At 51.9% G+C, this 26,165-nt stretch carries 21 protein-coding genes, 1 tRNA gene and 2 pseudogenes; 5 read left to right on the top strand and 19 right to left on the bottom strand.

Features of this window, described 5'->3' with window-relative positions; translation table 11 throughout:
- Nucleotides 1–48 precede the first annotated feature (48 nt).
- The gene (locus RBB76_RS06365) at nt 49–435 is read left to right on the top strand and encodes a hypothetical protein (RefSeq protein WP_429628903.1); all 387 of its coding nucleotides are present in this window, start codon (nt 49–51) and stop codon (nt 433–435) included.
- Here RBB76_RS06365 and RBB76_RS06370 read toward each other — a convergent pair.
- The 10 genes from RBB76_RS06370 to RBB76_RS06415 all read right to left on the bottom strand — a co-directional run bounded on the left by RBB76_RS06370 (nt 403) and on the right by RBB76_RS06415 (nt 11,092).
- On the bottom strand, nt 403–924 hold the full coding sequence (locus tag RBB76_RS06370; RefSeq protein ID WP_429628241.1) for a DoxX family protein: 522 nt from the start codon (nt 922–924) through the stop codon (nt 403–405). The two genes, RBB76_RS06365 and RBB76_RS06370, sit on opposite strands and share 33 nt — an antisense overlap.
- A 298-nt stretch (nt 925–1,222) precedes the next feature.
- On the bottom strand, nt 1,223–1,957 hold the full coding sequence (locus RBB76_RS06375) for a site-specific integrase (RefSeq protein WP_429628240.1): 735 nt from the start codon (nt 1,955–1,957) through the stop codon (nt 1,223–1,225).
- A 111-nt stretch (nt 1,958–2,068) separates the two neighbouring features.
- Complete coding sequence (locus RBB76_RS06380; RefSeq protein WP_429628239.1) at nt 2,069–2,302, bottom strand: hypothetical protein; 234 nt, start codon at nt 2,300–2,302, stop codon at nt 2,069–2,071.
- Between the two features lie 209 nt (nt 2,303–2,511).
- Nucleotides 2,512–2,604 (bottom strand) — tRNA-Leu (locus RBB76_RS06385).
- 136 nt (nt 2,605–2,740) lie between these two features.
- Nucleotides 2,741–3,448: a hypothetical protein gene (locus RBB76_RS06390; protein WP_429628238.1), complete on the bottom strand. Its 708-nt coding sequence runs from the start codon at nt 3,446–3,448 to the stop codon at nt 2,741–2,743.
- A gap of 35 nt (nt 3,449–3,483) precedes the next feature.
- Entirely contained in the window at nt 3,484–4,017 is a 534-nt protein-coding gene (locus tag RBB76_RS06395) for an SOS response-associated peptidase (protein ID WP_433963560.1), read from the bottom strand.
- A 129-nt stretch (nt 4,018–4,146) separates the two neighbouring features.
- Nucleotides 4,147–4,986 carry a Ku protein gene (locus RBB76_RS06400; protein ID WP_429628237.1) on the bottom strand — a complete coding sequence of 280 codons (840 nt, stop codon included), beginning with the start codon at nt 4,984–4,986 and terminating at the stop codon, nt 4,147–4,149.
- Nucleotides 4,987–5,149: 163 nt separating this feature from the next.
- Complete coding sequence (locus RBB76_RS06405; RefSeq protein WP_429628236.1) at nt 5,150–6,364, bottom strand: hypothetical protein; 1,215 nt, start codon at nt 6,362–6,364, stop codon at nt 5,150–5,152.
- A 376-nt stretch (nt 6,365–6,740) separates the two neighbouring features.
- A complete protein-coding gene (locus tag RBB76_RS06410) occupies nt 6,741–8,903 on the bottom strand; it encodes a S41 family peptidase (protein ID WP_429628235.1) in 2,163 nt (720 codons plus the stop codon).
- Between the two features lie 26 nt (nt 8,904–8,929).
- On the bottom strand, nt 8,930–11,092 hold the full coding sequence (locus tag RBB76_RS06415) for a peptidase domain-containing ABC transporter (protein ID WP_429628234.1): 2,163 nt from the start codon (nt 11,090–11,092) through the stop codon (nt 8,930–8,932).
- 693 nt (nt 11,093–11,785) lie between these two features.
- On the opposite strand from RBB76_RS06415, the gene RBB76_RS06420 reads away from it, so the two are divergent.
- Nucleotides 11,786–11,986 carry a hypothetical protein gene (locus RBB76_RS06420; protein WP_429628233.1) on the top strand — a complete coding sequence of 67 codons (201 nt, stop codon included), beginning with the start codon at nt 11,786–11,788 and terminating at the stop codon, nt 11,984–11,986.
- Nucleotides 11,987–12,372: 386 nt separating this feature from the next.
- Here the strand turns inward: RBB76_RS06420 and RBB76_RS06425 are convergent, their stop codons facing one another.
- Nucleotides 12,373–13,182, bottom strand: coding sequence for a hypothetical protein (locus RBB76_RS06425; protein WP_433963525.1), 810 nt, complete (start codon nt 13,180–13,182; stop codon nt 12,373–12,375).
- Between the two features lie 423 nt (nt 13,183–13,605).
- Between RBB76_RS06425 and RBB76_RS06430 the strand changes: the two genes are divergently transcribed.
- Nucleotides 13,606–17,922 carry a hypothetical protein gene (locus RBB76_RS06430; RefSeq protein ID WP_429628231.1) on the top strand — a complete coding sequence of 1,439 codons (4,317 nt, stop codon included), beginning with the start codon at nt 13,606–13,608 and terminating at the stop codon, nt 17,920–17,922.
- Nucleotides 17,923–17,945: 23 nt separating this feature from the next.
- On the opposite strand, the gene RBB76_RS06435 is transcribed toward RBB76_RS06430, so the two are convergent.
- Nucleotides 17,946–19,205 (bottom strand): helix-turn-helix domain-containing protein, encoded by a 1,260-nt coding sequence (locus tag RBB76_RS06435; RefSeq protein WP_429628230.1) that lies wholly within the window; start codon nt 19,203–19,205, stop codon nt 17,946–17,948.
- Between the two features lie 192 nt (nt 19,206–19,397).
- Between RBB76_RS06435 and RBB76_RS06440 the strand changes: the two genes are divergently transcribed.
- Complete coding sequence (locus RBB76_RS06440; RefSeq protein ID WP_429628229.1) at nt 19,398–20,330, top strand: hypothetical protein; 933 nt, start codon at nt 19,398–19,400, stop codon at nt 20,328–20,330.
- A gap of 174 nt (nt 20,331–20,504) precedes the next feature.
- Here the strand turns inward: RBB76_RS06440 and RBB76_RS06445 are convergent, their stop codons facing one another.
- The 6 genes and pseudogenes from RBB76_RS06445 to RBB76_RS06470 all read right to left on the bottom strand — a co-directional run.
- Complete coding sequence (locus tag RBB76_RS06445) at nt 20,505–20,678, bottom strand: hypothetical protein (RefSeq protein ID WP_429628228.1); 174 nt, start codon at nt 20,676–20,678, stop codon at nt 20,505–20,507.
- Between the two features lie 428 nt (nt 20,679–21,106).
- Nucleotides 21,107–21,688, bottom strand: a pseudogene (locus tag RBB76_RS06450) (HAD family hydrolase); the annotation flags it as partial.
- A 553-nt stretch (nt 21,689–22,241) separates the two neighbouring features.
- Nucleotides 22,242–23,309 carry a hypothetical protein gene (locus RBB76_RS06455; RefSeq protein WP_429628227.1) on the bottom strand — a complete coding sequence of 356 codons (1,068 nt, stop codon included), beginning with the start codon at nt 23,307–23,309 and terminating at the stop codon, nt 22,242–22,244.
- On the bottom strand, nt 23,243–24,022 hold the full coding sequence (locus RBB76_RS06460) for a hypothetical protein (protein ID WP_429628226.1): 780 nt from the start codon (nt 24,020–24,022) through the stop codon (nt 23,243–23,245). The genes RBB76_RS06455 and RBB76_RS06460 overlap by 67 nt, the downstream gene beginning before the upstream one ends.
- 142 nt (nt 24,023–24,164) lie before the next feature.
- A complete protein-coding gene (locus tag RBB76_RS06465) occupies nt 24,165–25,082 on the bottom strand; it encodes a hypothetical protein (RefSeq protein WP_429628924.1) in 918 nt (305 codons plus the stop codon).
- A gap of 120 nt (nt 25,083–25,202) precedes the next feature.
- Nucleotides 25,203–25,316 (bottom strand): annotated as a pseudogene (locus RBB76_RS06470) (SEC-C metal-binding domain-containing protein); the annotation flags it as partial.
- 298 nt (nt 25,317–25,614) lie between these two features.
- On the opposite strand from RBB76_RS06470, the gene RBB76_RS06475 reads away from it, so the two are divergent.
- Nucleotides 25,615–25,815, top strand: coding sequence for an HNH endonuclease (locus RBB76_RS06475; protein WP_429628901.1), 201 nt, complete (start codon nt 25,615–25,617; stop codon nt 25,813–25,815).
- Between the two features lie 86 nt (nt 25,816–25,901).
- Here the strand turns inward: RBB76_RS06475 and RBB76_RS06480 are convergent, their stop codons facing one another.
- The gene (locus RBB76_RS06480) at nt 25,902–26,165 is read right to left on the bottom strand and encodes a hypothetical protein (protein ID WP_429628225.1); all 264 of its coding nucleotides are present in this window, start codon (nt 26,163–26,165) and stop codon (nt 25,902–25,904) included.

The following is a 26,165-nucleotide window of genomic DNA, read 5'->3' on the forward strand; positions in this document are numbered from 1 at the left end:
GAAGGTTGGCTTTCTCCGAAAGGACACCATTGAACTCTTCTACCAAAGATAGAGAGTGTTCGCGTCGACCAGGGTTTGTTGAGACGAATGCTCGGCTATGGAAACATTGTTGTTAAAGGGACTGGTGGAACCGCCGAACCGTTTAAAAACATTCGGTCGAGCGCATCGGGATTTAAAAAGCAAAGGCATGGCGGACCGGCGAGTTCTTTGTCGGCTTCAAGGGGGAGCTGGGCTTCAGCTAGCCCGGCAGAAACACTTACAATAGACATTCAATTGACCTTTACTGGTTGCGGAGAGCCCGCGGCGGTTTGCTTGGATAGCCGCACGCTTCAGTCGAACGATCCAATGGTTTCCGTGGCTGTAACGGACCTAATAGCCGTGCTCATTTACCGAGAGCCGGGATTACTTGAAGAGGTCTTTCCATCTGTACTCTAATCGTTCGTCTAAAGACCACGTTCCAGCGCCAGCAATGAGTATGGAGATCAAGCCGAAAAGCATAGCGTAGTCAAGGAGCGCAACATGCGCCATTTTCCAAAAACCCTCTCTAGCAAGCACGGGTAGTTTTGTGGTGTAGATTGCCACGATCATGTTAATGATCATTGGAATTACAGCCGGTCGCGTAAAGAGGCCAAGCAGAAGCAAAACTCCACATCCGATTTCAAATACTCCGTCAAACGGCGCAAAGAATTGTGGTATGGGGATGCCAATTCTGGCAAAGCGTCCAATGCCAAATTCTTGAGGTGAGCGAAACTTCAATATTCCTTCAATAAGAAATATCGCTCCTACCGGGAAGCGGTCGAGGATGGCGGCAGCGAATGGAGGCGCCTTGTCAGGAGGTTCCATAAACCAGTGGACTAAACGATTGAGCGGGGAACAAATAGGCATCTTTTCGCTTAGGGCATCACAAATCAGATCGGTGCGCATAAATTGTGAGTTCTCCAATCCATCCCCAGTCGTTCGGCGTCGATCATCCAACATTCATAATTAATAATCGTGAGCCAGTGTGCTTTTAAGACGCATCGGTTTCCCGTTTATAAAACTGAAGGGCGTAAGTTTTATTCCCTTTTCAAGACAACTTTCCATGACACAGGGCGGCGGAATCGTCACTTGAGCAAATAGACACAACTCGTACCACTTGGCAGCCCGAGTCAGCGAACATCGACATTAGAAATAACCCTTTGTTGTAACCTCTGGTTCTGGCGTCCAAATATGGAACGCCCATTTAGGTCGGGAGTCTTTCAGTCAGCGTTCTGGATCTCGTTCCCGAATTCCTGCGCTTGGACGCTTCATCAATCCTTGCGACAAGATCTTCCGCTCTTAGGTGCGTGTAGCGCTTGACCATCTGCATTGATTTATGTCCGCTTATGGCCGAGACCTCTTGATCTGAGAAGCCCGATTCGACGAATCGACTCACAGCTTCGTGACGCAGATCGTGAAAGTGGAGATCCGCTAGACCGATTTCCTTCTTGATCTTCAGCCAAATCTTGTTGAAAGTGTAAGGCCCACGCTTACCGTCCCTACCGGGCTCTCCGAAGAAAACAAGATCGGTTCCGGCGGGTCTTGTAGAGATGTTGTCCGCTTGCATAAATAGGTCTGCTGCAGCTGCACTCAGAGGTACAGTTCTCGGTTGAGTGTTCTTGGTTTCAATTAGAGTGACGATGCGGCGTTTCAGATCGACTTGCCCCTGACGTAGCGTCACGATCTCAGACGAGCGCATCCCGGTTTCCAATGCGATCCTGACGATCCAACCAAGCATGGGATTCGAATGTTGATCGACAGCGGTGAGCAGGCTGCTCTCCTCTTTCTCGGTCAAGCGGCGATTGCGACCCGGACCAGGCGAAGGACGGCGAACATTCAGAACTGGATTCGACGCGATCGCAACACCCCACTCTCTCATCGCCACTCGGAACATGTGCCGTAAGAGAGCGAGTTCGAGGCGAACAGTGTTATCAGCCAACGGGATGGGATTTCCCTCCTTATCTCGTCGGTGCTCACCGGCAAGACGTTTGTCACGGTAGCCAGCAACTAGAGAAGGGGTGACCGCGGAAAGGGAGTATCTTCCCGAATGCTACAAAAGAGGTTTTGAGAAGCCACGTTCAGATATTTGGCTTTTGGGACGCTTGGTCGGAGTGATCTCGGCTAAATAACGTTCAATAGCTTCCTTGACGGTCATCCGATCCGCAGTCGCACGGTTGACGTAGACTCCGCGAACGATTTCATCTTCCGTGCGTCGTGCCCAATCTTCCGCGTCTCGTTTAATTCGAAACGTCTTGGTGATCATCGGCCAGCCGGTCTTTCGCACTACAGCCTTCCAGCTTCCGGAAGGGGTTTAAATAGGGTTGCCATCGGGTCTCCAGCTCAACTTTGCGTCCCAGCACTGTTCCCGAATTGCACCCCAACACGAAAACTAGGCGAAGAGGGTCAAGCCTAGAAGAAGCGCGCACCGGTGAGGGGATACCTCGTAAAGCTTGATTTACAGAATTAAAATTGTGTTTTCGGGAGGGAAAGGAATGGAGCCGATGAGCGGAGTTGAACCGCTGACCTACTGATTACGAATCATCAAATAACTAAATCTAAAGGACTTATACCAATTACGAGGTAGGCACAGTCAATTGCTATGGAGTGCTACAAGTCGTTAGAGTTCAGTAAGTTGTCTTGACTTGAATAGTATCCGGTCGTAATAGGTGGGGAAGGCCGGTAGGCACGAATTTAGGCACAGTCGAGAGCCAGAGGCGATGCGTCAATGTTCGTCGCGGCTATCAAGATCGTTTACCATTTTCTCGATAGCTTTGATGACTTGGACGAAGCGCGTTGCAGCGGCCACGAATCGCTCAGCAATAGTGTCTCCCCAGCCATACATCATCACCCAGTGAGTTATGTATTCGGGGCCGTCTCCCTCATCTTCGCGACGAGGCCGCATGAGTATTTGCAACTGATTAGTACCTTTTGCCGCATCATTGGCTTCGATCACGAAGAGCCACGGTCTTGTAAGATCGGCGTTCTCAAAACTAGCCTGACACCTCTCATCTTTCACCAAATCTTGCTTATTTACCGTGCCGGGTTCGCTGATCGGCGTTGGCAGTAATCGAATGGAATCACGCAACGTAAATCCGCTGCTTACCCCCTGATGCCAGCAACGGATTAGGATCGCTGGCCCTTGACCGACATTGCGGACGGTAAATGATGGTGAAAATATGTATCGGGGCGGCGTGAATCTCTTGTCGACAAATGGCCGAAGGGTCGCTGGATCGAACGTCGGGCCTGAAATATTCTGTTTGGTCACGCTAAAAGTTGGTGTCATAGATGCCCGCTTCGTTTGCTCAGCGAGCTTCATCATTCGACGCGTGTAGATGGTGTAAAGGGTCAAGACAATCAGACCCACGACCGCGCAACCGGCTTGTACCGCGACCCAATAGACTTCCGGCCATCCCAACAGCGTATCGTGCATGGCGTGGTCAGGCTAACATTAGTGCCCGTCGTCCATCACATTCCATCGAACAATCCGCGCTGAGGTGGTGATTTCGTTGGTTCTGTTGGTAGTGGGCTGAGCAGATCAATTTCAAGGTTCTCATCAGGCAGTATCCGCAGCAAATGAAGCGGCGGTCTATCACCCTCGTTCAGCCACTCGGCATACTCGCGTGGTTCGAGGATGATCGCCTGTCGGTCGTGAATCTCACTCATCTTCGTGTTGGGGTCGTCCGTGATGATCGCGAACGTATCTTCCCACTGTCCGGTCTTCGGATTTATCCACGGTCCCCACAATCCAGCCATGCCAAGGACGTGACGACCCTTCACTGAGAGGCGGTATTTCGGCTTCGGACCTGCCGCTGTCTTCTTCCACTTCAACATGGAACTTGCCGGGACGATGCAACGTTGAGTCAAACGCTCTCTCCAAAATGGCGATGTCGTCAGCTTGTCTGAACGTGCGTTAAACGCGAGCCGATCTGAAAACTTGAAACCCCACCGCATTTCAACGATTTGTCGTTCACCATCCTTAATGCGGATGACCGGCTGTATGGAACCTGGAGCGCACTCAACGTTGGCACCGAGTAGTGGTCTTCAAGTGTGACGGAGACTTGGAATGCCTCAGCGATCTTCTGTTTCTGTCCAGCTTCGTAGCGTCCACACATGGTTCTCACCAGCATACTAGGCAGCTTTGCTCTTCTTGCGTGCAGTCCTCTTTGAAGCTGCCTTTTTGGGTTTATCGTTAGCCAGACTGCTCCGAAGCGCGTCCATTATATTAACCACCTTGGCCTTAGTTGGTGTAGGTTCTGGTTCGGGAAGCGGTTTGCCCTTTCGCTTTGCATCGACCAGCTTCCTTACCGCAGCCTCATAATCATTTTGATAGGCGGACAAGTCGAATTTCGAGGTGCTTTTGGCGATCAGTTGCTTTGCCAAGGCTAGCTCGTCTGAATCGACAGAGGCTTCTTTCACTCCTGAAAGAGAAGATTTTGGATCACGTAACTCATCCTCGTAGCGAAGCATATAGAGCATCAGGCCCTTCTGTTTAGGATCAAGTGGGGCTCCGATTGCGACCAGATGCTCGCGGCCACTGAAAGCAATTTCTCCTATGCCCAGGGTCTCGGTCTGCGCCAGGGCTTTTCTCATAATGGTGAGCGCCTTCGCCTGGACTTCATCCTTAGGTACAACGAAATATGGTCTATCGAAGAGGGCATAGGAGATTTCATCCGCTTTGACGAATTGCTTAATCTGCATTGTTGTCGCGGTTGGAATTCGGAGAGCCTTTAACTCGTCCGGATCGATCTCGATGTATTTGTCTTTCGCGTACTCGAAACCTTTGACGATATCAGCCTTTTCGACCTCGCCACTTTCATCGACGTTCTGATGGTGAACGCGCTTGTGCGTCTTTCGATCAATTTGATGAAATTCCACTTGCCGTCCGGGGTTGGTGGCGGGAAAGATATTGACCGAAATGGAAACGAGTGAAATCTGAATAGATCCAGACCATGCGGGACGAGTTGGCATCGCATCTCCTGAAAGACCCTCAAGATCATATGATGCGACGAGTTCCGTTCGGGTGACGAACGCTAACAAGGTCTGAGCTTATTCCCTGATTCCCTTGCGAAAGGTCGACTTCTGTGTGTGGATGTTGGCGGTTTCAGCGAAGGCGCGATCTGGTCACGAAACGTTATCGGAATTTGCTGATGGTCTTGCGTACTGCGAACAATATGAGAGATGTGAATATACCGAGTGTGATAGAGACGGCTAGGGCGAAAATACCCCAAATGTGGATGCCGTTATCTATGTGAATGCTGAGTAAGAGCGGGACTTGAGGCAGAATGGTCAAGGTTATGATTGTGAACGCAAATACCAGTTGATTTTTGTATAGGCCGATGTAGCCAGTCGGCCACGCTTCATCTTGGTCCCGTTGTGCCATGTCTCGCAGTTCGAGGAGGTGAGCCAAAAGGTAAAACTGGCAGCACAGTAATACAACTGATCCAAACGTTGGGATTGCAGATGTAGGCAATTTGGCCTGGAACAGCTCGATTCGCTCGGTATCAGTATTCGCACGATCGCGGAGTGCACTGGCCAAGTGTGGTAGGGGGGTGTCTTCGTAGTACTTGGCGGCTGATATCAGTTCTGCAAACTCGTCTGCGGAATCCCGGTTGCCCCACTGAAATGCGTGTGGAATGAGCTTTTGAAATACATGCGCCAGGGAAACATTCTCTTGAAAAAGATCGACCGTCGTGAAATTACATCCATCGGCTTCGTCGATCATCGGCTGGACAGCCCACGTTTCTATTTCTAAGTGCTTAGTCGGCCCGCTGATTAGATAGAAGAGTTTCCCATTCCCGAGGACGAAATCACTACTAGGACGGGTGTGAGGCAATAGTTTACCGCAATAACCCGAGTCTTTAGGATCTGAACCTAAGATCAGCGGGAGAAAAACGCTCTTCCCATTGTGCACATCGTCCCAAAATCCGAGGAAGTCCGAAAGTGTTGTCCATTGGGGAACTGATCCAGATACTCTCTCCGGAGATTGGTGCTTTCCGTTGAAGAAAATCCAGTGTTCTGTAATCGTTAATTGGGCACGATAACCATCAACGATCTTGCCCCTATTCATGACAGCGAGATCGTAAAAACCAGGTTTGGGCAATACGGACCCATCTTCTGGTATTTTTGGGAACCGCAGATGATCTTCTGAGGCCTGAATATCAAGCTGCCGATAGATCGAACTAACAGTCTCCTGCCAACGTTCCGTTAGTTGAAGTATTGCTTCTGCGTCGTCAGCCGCGCGCTCTAGAGGTCTTTTCTTCTCAAATTGAAGTGCAGCGGTCAGCACTAGAGCAACAACGAGCAAAGTGAAGTGAACCGTCCTGATGTGCTCGACCAAATCCTTCATGGACCAGAATTATAGCGATCAGCATCCGAGCGCGCGTGGTCGTGAGAAGTAGTAACCCAAACACATTTGGCAAAGGGAGTCACGCCAAACCTTATACCGGCTTGGTCATCAGTACTCTATGAAGTCATAAAAGGGAAATTAACTTGTGTGACCAGCTTGGCCCGGTCGGACGGCTGCAAATTCTCTCGTTGAACGGCAATGCGCTCCGAGATAGCAGCGGCATTGCGAGAAGGCTGTAGAGTTTGGTCACAGGTTCGTCAGAAACTTTAAGGTGTTTACATCTAATGAATCGATTGAGGTTTATTCAGGCTGGTCGACTTTGACGTTTGAACGCTTAGATTCGCTCCTTGCATATTCGGCCTTCGAGCGCATTCCCTCATTTCGCCGGTCGTGAAGTAGTTGAACGATCAGGCTTAGCCAAAAGTTCAATTTCGGAATACGACAGTTCTGGTGAAATCTGGTGGATTGCAGTCTCAAGCACTTCATCGCGACCCGAGCGAACACCTTCGAGTGTGGCGTGTGCATCAACATCAATATGAATGCCAACTCGTTGCGTGGGTGAACCATCCGGGTAGAACACGCCGAGGCCGCTGATCAAAGTACTCAAGTTCCCCGGAAGCGGAATTGTTGACACGTTTCCATCCGCCCCTGCAGTCATGCTGCCGATTACGATGGCGTTTGGCGTCGACCGAAAAGCCATGGTTGTATATTCTGCTTGGCTCATCGTCCATTCGTCCACCAAAATCACCACTTTGCCACGGTAATGAGGGTCGTCTGGAGTGAGCATGACCGGAGGTGTGAGGTGAAATGCTCCGGGGTTAGAGAGGTCCGCGCTGCTAAACATTGCGAAAGGCGTCGGCTGTGTGACCAGCCGATTTCCGAGAGCAAAAACGACGAACTCCGCGGGATAATTGCGGATATCTATAATCATGCCACGAGTTTTCTTCGCTGCCTCTATGTAGGATCCAACGTCAGCCTCCCTGACGGATGAAAGTTTGAGATAAGCGATATCGGGAGAAAGTAGACGAAACGTAGGGCCAGCTAGATCTGACCATAGCGATAGCGAGCCAATCTCGGAAGGTTGAACTCGAATTGAGTTAGTGGATTGCGGGATGCTGCCCCGACGAATCTCGACTCGCACCGGCCCACAATCGCCTTTCGTAAGAGCTAAAGATAGACTTCTGTGCAAGGTCGGATCATTGGATGCACCATAGTATGGCTCCCATTCGGCAAAAAGTTGGCTTACCGGAACGCTGTCGATGGCTGTGATTTCATCTCCCCGTTCAAAGCCAGAGTCCTGGCCCTGAATCTTGGGGAGGAAATTAGTCACGATCACTTTTCCTTCTATAAATCTGAGATTTACAGGTATGCTACACGCCCCTGCCGGAGGTGTCAGCTTGGGTATAACCGAAAGGTTAGCATGAGTATCGTGTAGTCGAGCAACTACAGAAATCATACTAAGAACATAGTCCTTGTGATTCGAAGCAAGTGCAACTCGAGGAATAAATTCCGCTAGAACACCAGTCCAATTTTCGCCAATCACATCGCGATCCGGATACCAATTTTCGATTATGTTCCAGAAGCGGAACAGCGAAAGCAATTGAATTCCGGAATCCGGTAGCTCTGCTGGAGGGTAGCTAGCTTCGTTGATGAAGATGGGATTCCCAATTCCTGGCGCCAATGTGACATAGCGTTGCTGTCCTGCGATTCGATTGGCATAGACATTTTGAAGACGATGGCTCAAAGGAACGCCGAGAGTTTCAAAGTTTTTTATCCAGGAGAGATCTGGTCTCAACTTCAGCCCTCGATCATCGAGTGAGGCACATGGGTGACAACCACTAACCGGGCCTAAGCTGTCGACCCATCTCACGAGAATTTGATCCGACTCAACACGACTATGAGCGCGGAGCACAGCCGGCATCACGCGGAAGAGATCGTAATCCCAATTACGCATACCAGCAGTTACCACAGGGTGGTTGTATTTGAGAAATCCCCAAACCTTCGCCAAGGTAGCCAGATTTTCAATTTGAAGGGCCGTTAGCTCTTTCAGTTGAATTCCTGAGCCATCGTTAAATTCCTGATCGGCTCCTGGACCCTGAGCCTGAGGTTGAGAAACTTGTGCAGTGTCCTCGGTCTCCAAGCGGGAGGTGTCTGCACGATTCAAGAGATTCACAGAACTGTTTATATTTTGGGCAGATAGCAGTCCAACTAGTTCGTTGGGTTCGAATCCTGATAGCGCGCCGGCAACTCTATCGATAGGGTCGAGGACGCTACTGCCCAACCGATCTAAAACCTCTTTTTTCCCAACATTTCTCGCTGCACGAGCGTGAAAGTCCGCGATTGTTCTATTGAACCCTCTATTTTCCAAATCAAAAGTACGAGCGTCGTGTTTCAGCGCGTAGTCGCTCGATTCAGTTCCAGAATGAGGATTTGGCGACAGCGGTACGGACAAACCGATCACCAAGATTGCCTTATAGCCTTTTCTGTTGAAAAGTCCAGCCACCATATCGTATTTTCGCCAGCCACTCATCCTCTGCATAGGCTTCTTCTACTCCGGCTTGAGTATTAATGCACGGAGAACGAACTCTGTGTGATTCGATCCCGTTGTGCTGCAGTTAATGCTGAATAAATGCCACCCAACTCTAGAAGCTCTTCGTGACGTCCGCTTTCGACAAGGTGACCGCCGTCTAACACTACGATCAGATCCGCATCCCGAATAGTGCTAAGTCGATGTGCAACGACGATACGTGTGCACTTGAGGGAAGCCAAACTCCGGTTGACTCGTTCCTCTGTAACGGCATCAAGATGGCTAGTTGCTTCGTCCAAGATCAACAACACCGGATTGTTGGCCAGAGCTCTCGCCAACGCAAGGCGTTGACGTTGTCCCCCCGACAGAGACAATCCGCGATCGGTTAAAACAGTGTCGTACCCCATCGGCATCTGTGCTATATCGTCGTGGATACAAGCATCATTCGCCGCCTGGATTACGCGCCCCAACTCCATCTCAGGATCGGAAAGCGCGATATTGAGACGGATCGAACCACCAAATAGTTGTGTATCTTGTGTCACGACCCCGATACGACTACGAACGCTACGTCTCTCCAAGAGGTGAAGGTTCCGACCGTCATATAAGATCTTACCGTCGGAGGGATTGTATAAGCCCGCGATTAGGCGAACCAGCGTGGACTTTCCGCATCCTGATGGTCCTACTAACGCTACTCGCGAACCTCGCGGCACACTAAAAGAAACATCTTGAAGGACCAAGGGCCCTTGATCTGTATAACGGAAATTCACCTTTTCAACTGCAACATCGCCCTCCATCTCCTCCGGGATCGACACCGTCTGCAAATTCTGCTCTGGTGGCGTCTCCAATACGTCATTAAGTCGGTCAAGATAGACTTCGACTATTTGTAGTTGCAGCAATGTGCCAATCAGGTTATTGAGAGGGCTCAATAACCCAGCCGCTAGAGCACTTACGGCTACCATTGTTCCGACTGTTAGTTCCTTCTGCAAAACCATGTATGTCGCATAAAACAAGAATGTTAGCGTTGTCGCGCTCCCTAATAAACTCACCACCCCTTCGAACGCCGCGTCTAAACGGCCACGTCGGATCGAAATATTCAAGCCTTCGATGAACAGATTAGTCCAGCGTTCTGCGGCTCGACTCTCCAGCCCCATCGCCTTAAGTGTTTCCATTCCAGCGAGCATCTCCACCTGGTAGGTCTGCACATTGCTTTGGTTTTCAAGGTTCTCACTCAACAAAATTTTCTGCCGCCAGCGCATTACGGTTAAAAGTACGAAGCGGGTAGACGCAAGGATTAAGGCAAATAGCGCTAGCTTGACACTTACTAAAAATAGCAACATGCAATAAAGACTGGCCATCGCACCGTCCAACACAGTCGATAATGCTGCAGATGTCAGCAGGTCACGAATTACGTCATTGCTACCTAGACGAACCATCAGATCGCCAGTTGAATGCTCTTGAAAAAATGAATAGGGAAGGTCGATTAGATGGTCCAGAAAGCGGAGGGTGAAGGTTGTTTCCAACTGAGTCTTTAAATAAATGAAGAGATGTGCACGTACAAACGTTGCCAGAACGCTAAAGATTTGGAACAGGCAATAGCCGAGAAATAATTCAAATAGCAGGGGCATATCGGAATGTGGAACAACACGATCGATCACTAGACCGGTGAGTAATGGGACCATAACCCCTGCAGTCTGGGCCAGAATCGAAGAAGTTACAATCCGGGTCAAGAGACCCCGGCATTCAAGAATCTGGAAAACCCACCGTGATATTCGTTTCTTCTTGTTTCCCCCCCGCTCAAACGATTCGGACGGTTCAAGCACCAAAGCCACACCAGTGAAACACTGGCGAAACTCGCTTATTGGTACGGTCCGGTAACCTACCGCCGGGTCAACAATATGAACGTGCTTCTTGTGTAACCGCTCGAAAACTACAAAATGACGAAAACGCCAATAAAGAATTGCACCCATTGGTAGTTGGTCGAGATCCTCCACTTCGAGCCGGACACCACGCCCGCGCAAACCGTAAATGCGAGCTGCCTGAACAATCGCGGCCGCGTCCACTCCATCTCGACCGGCGTGCAAAATTTTTCGCAAGTCGGCCAGGGGCATGCGTCTGCCAAAGAAGCCCAACACCATTGCTAAGGCAGCCGGACCGCAGTCGGTGACTGTTAGTTGACGCACTAGGGGTACTCGTTCTGCCATGACCAAGAGTCTTCACGCATTCCCCTGCGGCCTCTAGGAACCTCCGTGCAAGCTCCATTCCTTCGTCGCACGCTGGCATGTTCTCGATGTCCCAGAGGGACAATAGCGCCTCGGTCTTCACTGGCATATCTTCTACCTCACAATTTCTAGACGTTCTTTGGATGCTCTGGGCTGACACTTCAATTCGGGAGACCACGGAACGACTGTTCCTTCCGCTTCGTCCGTTGTCTGCGACTTCTGAGCCTGTCGAACTGCTCCTGACTCAGTTCAATATCGATGGAGCCTGATCTTCGTTCCTTCAAAGTCTGTCTTACCAACTGGATTTCTCTAAACCGGCAGTTGGCCGATTCCATCAAGGCGATAACCTTCTCCGCGTCCGCAAACTCCCAATGAGTGCCAATCTGTGTATTCCCTTGAAGGAAACAGACGTTGATTCGCATCATCGTTTCCTGAAAGAACATCTTGAGGATGGGCATAGATGAACTCGCTTATCGGGTAATTGTTGCGGGACGTTTTCTTTCAACTCCGAGCATAGGCGAAAAAGCTGTGGAAGGCGAAGAAAAAGCGAATCTCATCTAGGAGATAATGATTGGACAAACCGTTCGCACGAGCAGAAGAGGACTACGCACGATATGAAGTGTCCTAGTTGCACAGCAGAGAATTTAGACAATAGGCAAAGCAGCGAGGGGTGATGTGTTCGCTCTGGCGAAGATCGCCGGACACTCCAGCATCACCATAACTCAAAAATACGTCCATCCTGAGGCAGACACTATAGACGAAGTCTTCTCACGACTAGGCACAACGGCGGAGACAGCGAGGAAGAGGGTAGGCACAAAATTAGGCACAGCGAAGAAACCCGCTGTGAAGCTGTTGGGGAGAGGAGTTGCTAAGTAATTCATTTTGCTGGGGGTTTGTGGAGCCGATGAGCGGAGTTGAACCGCTGACCTACTGATTACGAATTTGCAATTCACGGTGTAAGTTATTGATAATAAAGGAAAATTGAGCGTAATCTAACGTGGTCCTAAGTCATTGCTTGAGAGTAGCTTAGCGGAAATGGAAGTAGTTGAGCAGAACTGATGATTGTTCCCCAGTTGTACCTAAAAACCCGCGAGAACGAATAGCGATCACTAAGTCGGAACGCACTCTATTGGCAGAATTTCTGCAAGCCGTACTCTTTAGGCTATGCAAATCGGGAGGCGAAGAACACTTTCACAGATTCGCACAGCCTCGGCTGCGGCTAGCTCGATTCATTCACCACACGAAAATTAGAAAAACGATTCCTAATGCCGAACGATAACGTGCTGCTGGACATGTGTGTTGACGTGGGTGTGGACTGTCGGCCCCGGCCCGTCGCCATCTCGCCACGTCACTCGGATTTCGAGGGAAGGTCGAGTCGGAGGTGCAATGAATTCGGCAATGAGTTTCTTGTCATCGGTACCAATTCGATCCTGCGCCAGTGATCCAAGAATCTGGGCCGATCCACGCAAATCGGGAAACTGCCCGGTTTTTAGCCAGCGAGTCACGTCTTCGATCGAGTTGTCAGCCGCGAGTTGCCAATGAAACTCGGATAACCTTCTCCTATCGTTATCGAGGTATTGATAAAGTACGATTCCCAAATAGCCCAGTCGGTCAGTCAAGACTCGCTTCTGGCTTCCAGTCAAATCTCCCCATTTCGCGTCTCGTCCAAGAATCTTCGCTTGGCAAAGCAGGCCCCTTCGGTAATCCTTGTCGATTATGAGGTCCGATCCGCCAAATCTGGCACGGGTGACATCGGGCCGAACCAGGACAAGGCCAAAGTCTCCCCCGGTTTTCCCCTCCCTGGATCTGGCATGAAAATTCACCAACGCGACGAGGCCATTTGAAATACGCGAGAGATCTGAAGACAACACATTGGGAAAAGCGCCTTCCAAGTCCAACAGGAACGCGCGTTCTACAGCTCCCGAGGCGCTCACGCCCTCGAGTTTCAATCGAAGCTCGTCTTGAAACAATTCGGTGATGAATTCTTCGTTCTTGTCAGGATGTTTGCTTTCCATCTCCTGGCGAATCGTAAGCTCAGCAGAGTTCCAGCATTGAACAATCAGGTTGCTCACGTTCTTGATCTTCATTCCAAGCATATTGGCAGTCTAGCTAATATTTCTGTGAACTTGACTGAGAGGTGACGTCGTCCCAGCTCTCTGGTTTGCAACTTGCTTGAGAAAATCCATCAGAGCAATTTGCGCCAAGGTCTCTGAAGTTAGAAATTGAGCCGATCGTTTCGACAATTTCCATTCGATTTCCCGCAATCGGGAAGATCGGTATCATACTCGATTCGGCTTAGCAGTTCGCGCATGTGGAAATGGACTCCTGTTCAGCTTTCATGACTTAGGCCTGTTTTCGCGGTGTCATCGGCTCATAGCCTTCTCATGAAGTGCCGTTCGTTTTGAATTGGTTGCATGTATTCCGTTCCTTTGCCGTTCGAGGCAGCACTTGCGCCGATTTGGTGTAGTCGGGCGGGGAGTAAAATAGGCCTACACATGAGCTTCGTTCCGATCCCAGGCCGCGACGCAAACGCCACGTTCGCCGGGTATCTGTATCAAGTGAATGTGACGGTTCTTCGTTGGCTCAACCTGGCCACTGATACCACTCTTGAGCTTGAGGCGGGTGAGGACATCGACACGGTCCGTTCTCAGTCAGACGGCAGGCAGCCCGACCCGGAACGGGTAATGGAACAACTCAAGCACGTTGCCGGATCGCTCACTCTTCGCAGTGGCGACGCCCTAGAGAGCATCGGCAACTTCTGCGAACACCGCCGGCTGAATCCAGGGGCGAGACTGACCTTCCGGTTCCTCACAACAGCCACCGTCGGCCGGGAGCAGACGCCGTGGAGCGACCAACGCCGCGGTATCGAGGTGTGGGAGGCCGTCAGGAGCGGCCACCTCACTCCAGCGGGACGAATAGCTGCGCTTGAGACACTTCGAGCGTTTTTGCGGCAGCTCCCAAACATTGCTGGCGCCCCCGACGCGGAGCCGACGGCTTTGCAGGTGGTGTTGAATTCATCGGACATCGGAGTATTCGGAGCCCTGGTCGACAACTTTGAGTGGGCTACGGAATCAGGCGACCACAAGGTGGTCGAAGAAGAGATCAATGTATTCCTAATGGCGCTCGATCCCGGCATCTCTTCGAAAGACGCTAGGATTCAGTACACCAACCTGTTCAACTTCGTTCTGAAACTATTATCTGAAAAGGGCCCCAAAGAACTCACTGCCCCTCTCCTCGTCACGGAACTGGCCCAGACGTCGGTGACCTTCGAAGACCGTCTCCTCGGCGTGAAGCTGAGGCGCTGGATTGAGACAATCGATACGATGCTTGCCGAACATGCTGCGAGCCTCGTCGACCACTCTAGTCGTATTGATTCGCTTGAGAGCCGCACCAGTAGCCATCCATTGCCGACGTTCAGACCGCTGGATGAAGATAGCCCCCCTCCGACCGAGCGCCTGTTTGACTACAACCAGACGCTGCGCGGCCGCAGGCTGCGGGTACAACAGTTGAATGGTTTCCTCGACGATTCCACCAAGCGGATTGCCATTCTTCCCGGCAGAGGCGGTGTTGGCAAGACGAAGCTGCTCCGCGACTGGTCCCGCGATGTCTCCGGTTGGCAGAAACTTTGGGTAAACCCATATGGGAGCTGGACCGCAGACTCTCCGAACGGGATTCCTGCAGGGCCTGCTCTTTTGATCGCCGACGATGCGCACCGCTACACGGATCTCGATCAACTGGTCGACTACGTGACACGTCTCAACGGAGGGCATCCGGTCAAACTGGTAATCGCGACTCGCCCCAGCGGCAATGAGCGAGTGGATGAAGCGCTGTCTCATCAAAGCGATGAGTTTCTGGTGACACGCTTCGACGAGCTGCCGGAGCCAGGATCAAACGCCACGCTCGAGATCGCGGAAGAGGTTCTGGGCCCCGATCATCAGCAATGGGCCGAAGACCTCACCAGAGTGTCGCTGGACACGCCACTCATTACGGTCGTGGGAGGTCGTCTGATTGCACGGGGCGAAATCCAGCCCTCTCTTCTTGGAAACCACGCTGCCTTTCGCAAAGCTGTGTTCACGAAGTTTGGCGAGGAGTGCGAGGGTCTGATTCCCGTCGGGGGCAAAGAGAGGAAAGAGGTCTTACAGCTGATCGCTGCGGTACAGCCCGTGCGCGACCAGGATGAGGAGTTCGCCGACCGGGCCGCCGCGTTCCTCTCCCTTCGCCCAGATCAGCTATGGCAAGGGTTCGACGATCTCGAAAATCGTGGGATTCTCGTGCGAGGCAAAGGCGGAGCTCGGATTGCTCCGGACCTTTATGGAGACTTCCTCCTCGAAACCGCGTCAGTGACGAACCATGGAGCTCCCAACGGGTTCGCGGATGAGGTGTTTAGGCGGTTCGGAGACACCCATCTCTCGAACCTGCTCAAGAACTTCGCCGAACTGGACTGGAGAATCACCCAAGAGAACCCAGAATCGAGGTTACTCGACAATATCTGGACTTCTCTCTATGCCCGGTTTCGCGAGCAGGACGCACCAGAGCGTGAGTTGTTTTTGCTCGAAGTGAAAGACATCGCCGTCTTTCAGCCATCCCAGGTGCAGGAGCTCGCACGCATCGCGATGAGTGAGGAGGCCGCAACCAGGCGTGGTTGGGGCGGAAGGACGAAGACCCAGGAAGATGTCCTCGAGGAACTCGTCCCGCTGCTCGGAGTCACTATCTACCATGAACCCACAGCGAGGGATGCTTTCAATCGACTGTGGATTCTATCGCAGCACGCATTGAACAAGATCCATAACCCCGCTCGAAACGCACTCAAAAAGGCGATTGGGTATCACAAGCTGAAGAACCTGGTATTCAACGACCGTATACTCACATTCGCCGAAGAGAAGGCCATGGAATCCTCGGCATACGACGGCGAGTTCACCCTATTGAACCTCATGGATGAACTGCTGGATCGTGAGGTGGAACACACAAGTTACCGGGCAGGGTCCTTCACCTTTACCGCTTTGCCGGTCAACTTCCCCGCAATTCGTCCTCTCCGAGACCGTGCGCTGCGGGTTGTCGACAACGCCTTGCAGTCTGGTTCCCCGCGCATTTCAGTCGCGGCCGTGGGCTCCCTCGGCGGGGTACTCAAAGTTTTCGTGCCGACTCTGAGGAATGATCTCACCCACGAAGAGCAACAGTGGCAGGACGAAGAACGCGGCCGCATGCTGGATCTGCTCGATGCCCGGATCACGGCGGGCAACCTGTCGCTGCCGCTCGTGTGGCGTATCAATCGCCTGCTCAAGGATACGGCGAAGCGTGAGAGACAGACGCCTGCGGTCCGGCAACGCGCAGAAGCGCTGCGCACCACCCTGCCGGCACTCGAACACTTCGATCTCTTCGACATCATCTGCACCAACGAATACGAGGATGGTGTCAGCGAAATGGGGCATGTTTCTATCCCACAGTCGCGCACAGACCAGGAACAGCGCGCCTTTGCCGATTTGAGACAGAGCTGCCCTGAGGTCGGCCAGCAGATTGCTGTGATCGAGGATCTTTCGATGCAAGCGCGGGATGCCCGCATCAACGACCAGTCATTCGGGAATGCCTTCTTCGAACTGTGCCGCGATCGAGCCTTTCTGGAAGCTGTCTCGGAGCATCTCGTCAATCATCAGCGTTCAATCCTCGTCCCTCGCGCCAACATTCCATTGTCAGAGTGGCGGCGCATCGATCCCTCCCGATATTTCCACTACGGCCGCCTCTTCTTGGAGTCGTCGAACCTGCTGTTGAGCAGGACCGTCTGTTTTTGCGTTGCCGGCCGGCCCTACACGCAGTCCCCTATCGCAGAGGATGTTGCGCTCACCATGTTGGCCGGAGAACGCACGGAAGGACACATCCTGGGTGACGTTCTGAGTTCCATCAAATGGCTGGTACGCTTCCATGCCTACAGGCCTATCGCCCTGAATCTGTTCGCAAACATCCACATCGGGAATGACAAGTTGCTCGCGAAGGAGTACTGCAACGACATCGGCCCATACGGTATCCCGCCTGCCTTGGTTGATGGCCCAATGGCCGAACGTGTCCTAAACAATCTGGTCGACATTGAAGATCTGGACGCTCACGCTATCGGAAGCCTGATGGTCTATGTCGGCGCCGTCGCTCCCTTAGCCATCGTACGATTTTATGAAGCCAGGATTTTGAAGCAAGAGCAAGAGCGTCAGGAAGACGGCTTCACCGACTACAAGGCGATACCTTATTCGAATTCATGGTCAAGCCTTGGACAGGCCCGAGAGCATGTCGACTATGCCGAGGCGATTACACAGTTTGTCGCTTTGATCAGGCGCTTCCCCAGGTATGAGTTTTATCTCGCTCCGCTCTTCTGGCACCTTGCGACCTTCGATGTCGCGACACAGTCTGTTCTGGACCAGCTCCTGCATGAAGAGGGGGGCGCCGGAGCCAGTCTGGTGATCGATCTTCTGCAAAAGGCCCAGAGATGTTTTGCATTGCGGCACCCCTTCTTCGCGATGCATGTTCTAGCACTTTGTACCGATAAGAGCGACGACCTCGGGCAGCGCGCCCGAGGCATGCTCCTGAATAATTCGATCTCGAGGTCAAGCGGCTTCTACGCCGGAGCGGGGCCCCTCCCTCCTGACCGAAGCCACATCTCACCTGCTGAGGCGCTCCGTGATCTGTGGCTGCCAGGAAGCATCGGCCACACGTTTTTCTCTGATTTGGCCCAGGCACCAGGGATCACTTTTCCGGCGTTCCAGTCCGATGAGTTTGGAGAGGACGCAGGGTTTGTGGCGGAAGAACTGCTCGGTGAGGAGCTCGAGTAGTTGTGCACCTGCCGATGCACTTTTTAACCTTGGTTGACGCGTCGCAACTGGACAGCGGGAACTCCGTCAACAAGCTTGAGCCTTGGCTTGGCCGGTGATACAGGGAGCGGAAGATTCGGTAGCTTTGATGGATTACGTGGCCAAACGCCGGAGCGGTACATGATAGAAATATTCTTGAAGGCCTCTGATGAGACAGTCTTTGAGACTGCCTGACGGGAGATTCCGAGCTGCCGTGCAATCTCAGATTGATTGAAACCTTCCGCTGACATCATGACTATCTGTTTTTTTCGCAAATCGATTCTGGAGTCGACTAGGAAACGGACGACATCGCGGCAACGTTCGTCCTCGAAGAGATACAAATCCAGCACTCGCGCCAATACCCAAAGAAAAGGGTCTTCGAGACCTTTTCTTTTAGCTGCGTCGATGCCCCGAAGATTACATGTGTGATGCTCAACCCTGATAATTTCGGACTCAAACTTCTCCTTGCTTCTTCGAGCCCGTCGATAAGCTGGGTTCCAACTTCCATCATGGTGTTTTGGGCGGTGATCGGAACAATATTGAGAACTCAGATTCGCCTTCCGCGTAGGATCATCCCGCGGCCATTCAGCTCCCCTAATTACGGTGGCCAATTCAGGAGGATTGCCACATAGCTCACAATGCGGTTTAATTCGGCGCGCGTTGAGTCGTCCTGCTGAGGTTCTTCGTGGCTTCTTGAGCTCGGCCCTAGATGCCAATTCTCGTACGGAGCTGACCGTCGCTCGGAATTTCTCGTGAATCGTACGGAGATCGTGGTTTGAAGCAGCGAGCACGACACCCATCGCATTTTTGGCTTGAGTGGATGTTTTCGCATGGCATTGTTCAGCCAATCTGACGATGAAAGTGAATTCGGAATGAAAGCATGAGAACCCGTTCTGCTCTGCCATAAGGCTAAGAATTTGGGTCCGGCAAAGCGTCTTCCCTACGTATTCATCAGGCAGTGAAGCTATGTAATCTCGCCAGGCGCCATCTGTCGTCTCCGACAGCAATGTGTAAATCGAATAGCGACGCGATCCGGATGAGTACTTGTCTAATCGATTTGCAAATTTCTTGATCGCGGCTGCGACCTTCGGATCGCAGCCTTCGTGGATCGGGATTTTCGCTTTTCGGTTGATCTCACCTTTCATGTCAACCATATCGGCCAATTGTTGAGGCATCATTACTTCAAAAGCGGAATTGTCTACCGTCACCTTATTGCCATTTAGGAGAAGGTTACGGTGTCCATAGCTGAAATACTCATTACCCAATACGGCCCTTTACTGACTTTGGCGCAGCTCGCCAAAATACTTGACCGCTCTTCGGAAGGCCTTAGAATCAGCCTCCGTTCCCAAAGCGAATTTTCATGTCGTGTCAATGAGGCCAGGATACGTCTTGGTCGCCGCGTATATTTCTCCAGCGTGAAAATCGCAGCAATTATCGGGGTTGACTAGGGATCTCTGGTGCAACCTCCTCTCAATCCTTCAGGCGCCAAGATATCGGCCAGCTTATCTCTCGAGCTGATCGATATCGCAGTTGCACGACGCCTTGGGACACTCAGCGGTGATGTGTATCAGGTGGCCCAAGCGCTCATCATCTGTGGTCTTCCTTATGCGCCCACGTCGAAAACCAAAGTCACTCGAAAGGCCAGACTCGGTGACGGGAGCATTGTTGCGGTGACCTTCAGCACAGCGTTGGAAGGTCAGTTGCCATATGGAAGTGATCGTAGCTTGCTGCATTTCATCTTGGACAGGGCTGTAAAGACAAAGTCTCGATACGTCGGTTGGGAAACTGCCACGGAATTTCTAAGGGATATGAACATGCAATTCGGCGGGAAAAATCGGCGGGACTTGCGACAACGTTTAAAGCGAATTCGCGGATTGACCATAGGCGTTCAACGTAGCAGCAGCCGGGGCGCCGAAACCGAGATTATGCCCGTGATCCGCCGTTCCCATCTGCCAAGTTCATTGGATAAGGAGATGGTAAAAACGGGACGACCCAGACTACCTGTATATGAAAACGCGAACTATGGCGTCGAACTTGATGAAGTTTTTTTTGACGAACTGATGCGCCACCATGTCCCTATTCCTAAAGAGATCATTTGGGCGACTCGCCGGCAATCACAACTTCAGGACCTGACGCTTTATTTATATTGGCGCTCCTACGCCGCAGAAAACGAGTCCCTGATCCCGTGGAAATATCTCCGGGAGCAACTATGGCAGGATGACACCAATCTTCCTCGAATAAAGGTTCGATTTTCATCCGCCATAAGGGCACTGCAAACAATCTGGCCAGAGTTGCGCGCTGACGCACGACGAGAGGGTCTACTTGTGGCTCCTCCACGCGGTCGTATTTATCTCACGCCTGAAGCAGGTTTTGTCCGACGACTCTCATAATGCTGTGGATCCTTGATCGGGTCTCAGACAAATTCAGATCGGCGAGACTCCGTGACTCGTTCCTATCGTCGGATCGTAATCGATACGCAAAAAAGGGACGTGCCAGTGAACTAGTTCTTTGTTTCCAGCCAGGTACGGTGAGGGTGATGATCACTTCGATAAGGGAATTGTCGATTAGGAGAAATCTTTTGGTACAAAGGCTGAGTTTCGTCTCTCTTTTCCCACTGCTACGGCTTTTTTCCAGCCAGGTTCGGGCTTTACTTCAGCCATGATCCGCAAACCACTCATTTGCGAAATGAGCTGCCCTTGGTCGAGATCGAGCCAGCCAAAGCTATGGAAAAAGGCCACGACGAACGCTCTTGCCGCCCTCTAGATGCGGGATTATGCTCTCAAAGCTACCAGCCAAGTACGGGCTTTTTCTAGCCGGGTTCGGGCTTTTCCAGCCATTATTTCCAGCCGGGTTCGGGCTTTTTCCAGCCACCATCGGCAAACCGCCCATTTTCCGAATAACTTGCCTTTATTCGAGCCAAGCTCGAGTCATTTTCGAGCCGAGCCCTACCACCCAGGTACGGGCTTTTCTGCTGCCTTCGGCGCGGCACGACAGCGTAGGATGCTGTGCTACCGCGATCTTCGATATCAAGGTGAAGACGTGCGGGACGGTTCAGGGGCGCTATTTGGAAGCCTGTTCTAGTGCTCGGAACTCGGGACAGGGTGTTTCGAAGAAGGGCCGTAGTGGGTGAGGGCGCTTTGGTCGAAGCGTTCGAGGAGTTCGGCTACGTCCTGGTAGACCTCGATGCAGCCGGGGTCGAGGAGTTCCTGGCGAGACCAGCCGCCGGTGGTGACGCCGATGGTGCGAATGCCAGCTTTACCGGCGGACTCGGCGTCGTAGGGGGTATCGCCGAGGGCGAGGACGCTGGTGGGTTTGGCGTGGAGCTTCTTCAGGGAGGCGGAGAAGATGTCGGGGTGGGCTTGGAGCGGGCGGCATCATCGGCTGAGGTGGTCTCGTCGATGAGGTCGAAGATGTTGGCGATCTTCATGTAGGTGTCGAGGTCGGCTCTGTCGATGTGGGAGGCGAGGGCGGTGCGGATTCCGGATTGCTTGAAGCGGAGGAAGAGATCACGGACGCGGGGGAAGGGTTTGACCTGCGCGAAGTAGTCCTGATGGAAGAGGAAGCTGCGGTAGGTTTTGAGGGGCTCCTCGACCATGGGGCGTTTCCACCAGGGGACGAAGACGGGGATGAGCTGGTCGCCGCCTTTGCCGATCTGTTTGCGGAGGGTTTCGATGTCGAGGGGGATGTCGATGACGGCGAAGGCGTCTCTCCATGCGGCGGCGTGGAGCGAACGCAAACTAAAGGCCACGTTTGAGGTTTTGCAGGGTGAGTATTGCGAACTTGCTCGTCAGGCAGGTTCCGAACCGCGCACAACGGGCGGCAGAGTGAGTTTAACTTACTACGGGGGGCGAAAATTCACGGCATCAGCACTTACATTGTCGGATTAGGTGCTATGGGAAGGCGAAATCAGCATCGGGGAGTGTACTGACGTCTTAGGCGCTGGGTATTACAGATATGGGTAGGGGGATAGGAGCCGCCAAAAGTGCACCCTTCAGTGAGACCACTCCCCGTTGCGATATCATGGAGATAGTACGTAAAGGAGGTGAGCAAAAATGACCAAGATTATTTCTTGGCTCATGAAACGCTCCCTACCTCTCCGACTCGCTGCTTGCGTTGCGTAGCCAATTTGACGCGGCTCTATAGTGCATGCAGCTACTGCCTCAGAAGGTGAGGGCGTGGCGGTTCTCCCGAAGCCCTTAGGAGTTTGGGGGGCGATGATTATGCGTCAGTAGTCTTCGCTGAGAGGGTACATGACCGCGTGGGTGAGCCTTTCCAAGGCCGCCTGCGCGATTTTATGTTGTTCAGAATGACTGCCCGGTATGTATCCACGCTTCGATAATCAGATTGTTTAGTGCTATGAGATCAGCGATGAGTCGGTCATAAATCGTGTCCATCGCCAATCCCCAGCCTCCCGCGCACTGCTTTTCGGTGATACCGAACACTTGTAGAGCTGCGAGATGCTCTCCTCTTTTTTCCTTGCTAAGATTATGAGCGCCGCTCACACGCAGAGTCTGCACCGCGAATAAGGATTCAAGTTCCTTGAGCACCGGTGTTTTTGGAGTCCAGTTCACGGCAATTGCTTGAGAATCGTCGATTAGATTGAATCCCGAATCGACACCGATTTGAGACATCTGGCATAGACAGGAGAGGAGCTTCATGCTTTTGAAGCTCGTCAACAGATCCTTATCTAGGCCGAGCGCGAGCACAATCTTACGAAGCGGTCGCTGTTGCAAATCGTCAAACACAGAGAACACGTTTTTACAGCGTTCCAAAAAGGCGGCTTTGGTCATCCCCAAAGGGATAACGTTTCCGAGGGGTTTCAGACCCTCGTACTTCCACCAGCCGCTGTAATCCACTTTCACCGAATCGTACTTGCAGATGTCTTCTTGGCTGATCGGAAACCCCATTGAAGTGGAAAGCTCGGAGATAGTTTTCGTAAGTTCAAGATAGGTTAGGATCAACTCTTGCGCGCGTTCGCCAACATTCCGTTTTCCGTTCACTTCTTGATCTTTTTCCGCCACCGCCTCCTTTACGGAAAATTTGTGGAAGTGAAGGATGACGTCTGTGGGTGCACCTTCGTAGAGCTTTCGAAGCTCTAGCTCTATATGGTTTCGACCAATGCGATGCGTGTGGCCGACAGTCCATTCGTTCTCGTATCCGACGGAGCCCGTGATCGCGTGAATTTCGTAGTCAGACTTATCCTCATACTCAATCAAAACCTCGTCCTTCACGAACACCGTCTCCATCACCTTAAAGACGCCTTGTTTTTCTGAGTCGACCGGGTCAGCACGGTCCGGCCAAGTCAATATCGGTGTGGCCTTTTGATAGCTCGAGACGCCGCTGGGTTTAAGCAAAAGTGCCGTGCCCATACCTGCGAGATCTGTTCATATTCAAGATGAAGTAGATTCTTAAACCAAAGTTCTCGTCCAGGTTGCTTGAGATCGTAAACGCCAGCCTTTATCAGCGCGGCCACCTCGGGGTCGCCGGTCGATAAACGTTCGTCGAAATAAGTAGCGACGGCTGCACAATTTTTATGTGAGAGGTACCGGTCGAGATAGTCACGTCGGACGGTAATGCGTGCGCCCGATCGTCCGTTGGGAAAATTATAGTGTGAGACGGGACTGGAGCGCACGACATCGTACAACGGAAGATCGTAGTCATCCCATGCGATCTCATCATCGAGGAATCGTGGAAAGAGTTTAAAGCGCAGTAGAAATCCATTATCGGGTAGAAGAATTTCCTTAGTGCCGTTGCCCCAATAATTAATCAGGCTTTCAAAACGCTTGGTTGCCTTCAGCCCATACATCCAAAAAGTAGGGGAAAACACTCCATCTTGGTCAAACGATCTGTTCTCTGAAATCGTACGGACATTCTGACCCAAACCGTCAATGGTATTCATCACACCATCGAGATCCTCTATAGGGACCAGAGCTGTGTGGAGAATTCGAGTGCCGGTATAGCCGTTTATCGAATCATCGCTAATTTCTGCAATGGTAATTCGTTCGTCAGCCGCCTCGACGAGCGGCTTTCCGCAGTGGGCGAGAGGAAGAGGCCAAGCATCAAGTGGAATGGGGTTAGACATTGCTGAGATGAGTATATTCTGGCGCTAAGATATCCAATGTTTGGGCTAACGCTTCACAGTCCGAAAAGGGGGCATGATTGCCCCTGAGGTGCTACATATTTACGATCGGGACGTGCTACGTTTTTTTTTGACATGCAACAATCTATCTCCATTCTTTGGAGATAACTTTCCACGTGGCGGTTCGCAAGCCATCGTCTGACAGACAATCCGCCAGACGATTGACTTGGTTGGATGCGGATTTCCCCAGTCGCCCAAGAAGTTGTTGCCGCTGTTCGTCCGAGAGGTTTTCCCACCATCGGGGGTTAGCGTAGGTGTTTTCAAAATGCTCAAAGGTCAATCGCACCAATGCGTCGGGAATCTCATTGTTGTTAAGGCGGTCGAGGCTCGCCGCGAATTGCTGGCAGGCTCGAGCACTTTCTGAATCCCAGACTAGCGCAATGACTCCTCCCGATTGAAACGGAATGACCGAGAAGGACAAGAAATCCAGCGGCTCCAGTGAGGCTAGGCTCTGAAGGGCCCGACTCTGAAAATCGAACTCGGGATAAAATCCGCCGCTAACCGCAAAATCTGGCGTACTGGATGCAAAGATCAAATACGCGGAGAACCGATCATAGTCGCCGGCGAGGAAGGCCGCTTGATAGTCAGCCCATGAAGATTCCAGGTCGTCTAGTCCCTGTTGTTGGAGTTGAGCATGGATGAACAATTCGCTCTGGAGGCGCACTTGTTCCACCGCGTCCTTACCCACGTCTCCCTTGCGCAATAGGGGTATCAATCTCATTGCGGAACGCTTCGCGTAGATCTCCTTGGCCATCGAGCGGTAAGCAAGGAGGAATAGTTGAGCCTTGGAAGCAATGAAAGGCTTCGTTTCCAACTCTTTGAACAACTCCGCATCATGCCGTGCGCAGAATCCCGTAAAGGTTGAAGCCTGGTTGATTCCGATAAGTTTATAGCGAGGATTTCCGTTATTGTCCGGGAGATCACCTTCGACGATCCCATACACGTGGCGGTCCTTGGATATTATGGCCAAGGCTCCAGAACGCTGAAGTGTGTGGGCGCGCACAATATCTCCGCTACACGTCTGGACCGACGCCTCCGGATGTGTGCAATAAGCCAAATTGTGCATTTGCCGCATCTGATGCAAGATATCCCACTTCGATTCCGGGATCTGATCTTGGCGATTAAGGTGGCATTTTTCGTAAGGAAGGCCCGAGGTACACCAACACGGGTCAGCGCTTTTTGGCGGGTTGGGAGGTAACTCAAGCATGTTTAGATTGGTGCCGGGAATTCGCGCCATTTCACTATGGTATGCCGGTCGAACTCAACTTTGAAGCTTCTATGCTAATCCACACCCCAGCCCACAAGGCTTTCGGCTTTTTATTTACTGGCTCTGATCTCAAATGCTATGGGAGGGCAAGATTACTCACAAGTCAAATGGTTATGTAGTCGCGTTAGCGTTCTGATGTAACTAGCTCAGCAAGCGCTTTCCAGTGTCTCGGATGGGGAACTCGCCCTTTTCTAATATTGGCTGCATAACCGCGCGAAACGTTAAGCTTCCTAGCAATCGATCGACTGGAAGTTGAAATCAGGATTGGATACAACCCTATCTTGAGTGTCATCATATTGTTTGGCTGGCGCGCGGCGGAGACGACACGATTGAGAACACGGTCGCGATGTGCCCGAACTGCCATCGGCGGATGCATGTGCTCGATGACAGACGTAAACTGACGGAACTAGCTAAACTTAGGTGGACGGATGAACTGGCACGGAATTTAGCGCTGGTTGAGTTGGCGTAGACATGCAAGTTTTCTTTTGACTCGCTCAGATAGATATTTATTTATCTATTTTTTTGCGTGAAAATCGACGGCGCCACGCACTTTCGCTACATACACACCTCCATGCCCGCATGGTTTGGATCTGGTTTACTCTTAAAGTCGCTCAAAGCACCTGTAGCCGCTGCCTCACCAGAATATGTACCGAGCACCTCAGGACGGCTCGGATCCATTGCAGTGTCCTTAATCGCGGCACAACTATTCGTGCCGGGGGCTCTTACGACCTTCCACTTCTCGCCGCCTCCAGTAAGATCGCTCAGGCAACTGCCTAGCTGAATCACAATGAGGCTTGCACCAAAAGCTAGTAATTTCAT

It is taken from the genome of Tunturiibacter psychrotolerans (assembly GCF_051013365.1).
Classification (GTDB): Bacteria; Acidobacteriota; Terriglobia; order Terriglobales; family Acidobacteriaceae; genus Edaphobacter; species Edaphobacter psychrotolerans_A.

Bases quoted from the DNA above. Each gene is read 5' to 3' on its own strand.
- RBB76_RS06370 (WP_429628241.1), bottom strand. From the start codon at position 924: ATGCGCACCGATCTGATTTGTGATGCCCTAAGCGAAAAGATGCCTATT.
- RBB76_RS06390 (WP_429628238.1), bottom strand. From the start codon at position 3,448: ATGCACGATACGCTGTTGGGATGGCCGGAAGTCTATTGGGTCGCGGTA.
- RBB76_RS06400 (WP_429628237.1), bottom strand. From the start codon at position 4,986: ATGCCAACTCGTCCCGCATGGTCTGGATCTATTCAGATTTCACTCGTT.
- RBB76_RS06405 (WP_429628236.1), bottom strand. From the start codon at position 6,364: ATGAAGGATTTGGTCGAGCACATCAGGACGGTTCACTTCACTTTGCTC.
- RBB76_RS06410 (WP_429628235.1), bottom strand. From the start codon at position 8,903: ATGCAGAGGATGAGTGGCTGGCGAAAATACGATATGGTGGCTGGACTT.
- RBB76_RS06415 (WP_429628234.1), bottom strand. From the start codon at position 11,092: ATGGCAGAACGAGTACCCCTAGTGCGTCAACTAACAGTCACCGACTGC.
- RBB76_RS06430 (WP_429628231.1), top strand. From the start codon at position 13,606: ATGAGCTTCGTTCCGATCCCAGGCCGCGACGCAAACGCCACGTTCGCC.
- RBB76_RS06455 (WP_429628227.1), bottom strand. From the start codon at position 23,309: ATGGGCACGGCACTTTTGCTTAAACCCAGCGGCGTCTCGAGCTATCAA.
- RBB76_RS06460 (WP_429628226.1), bottom strand. From the start codon at position 24,022: ATGTCTAACCCCATTCCACTTGATGCTTGGCCTCTTCCTCTCGCCCAC.
- RBB76_RS06480 (WP_429628225.1), bottom strand. From the start codon at position 26,165: ATGAAATTACTAGCTTTTGGTGCAAGCCTCATTGTGATTCAGCTAGGC.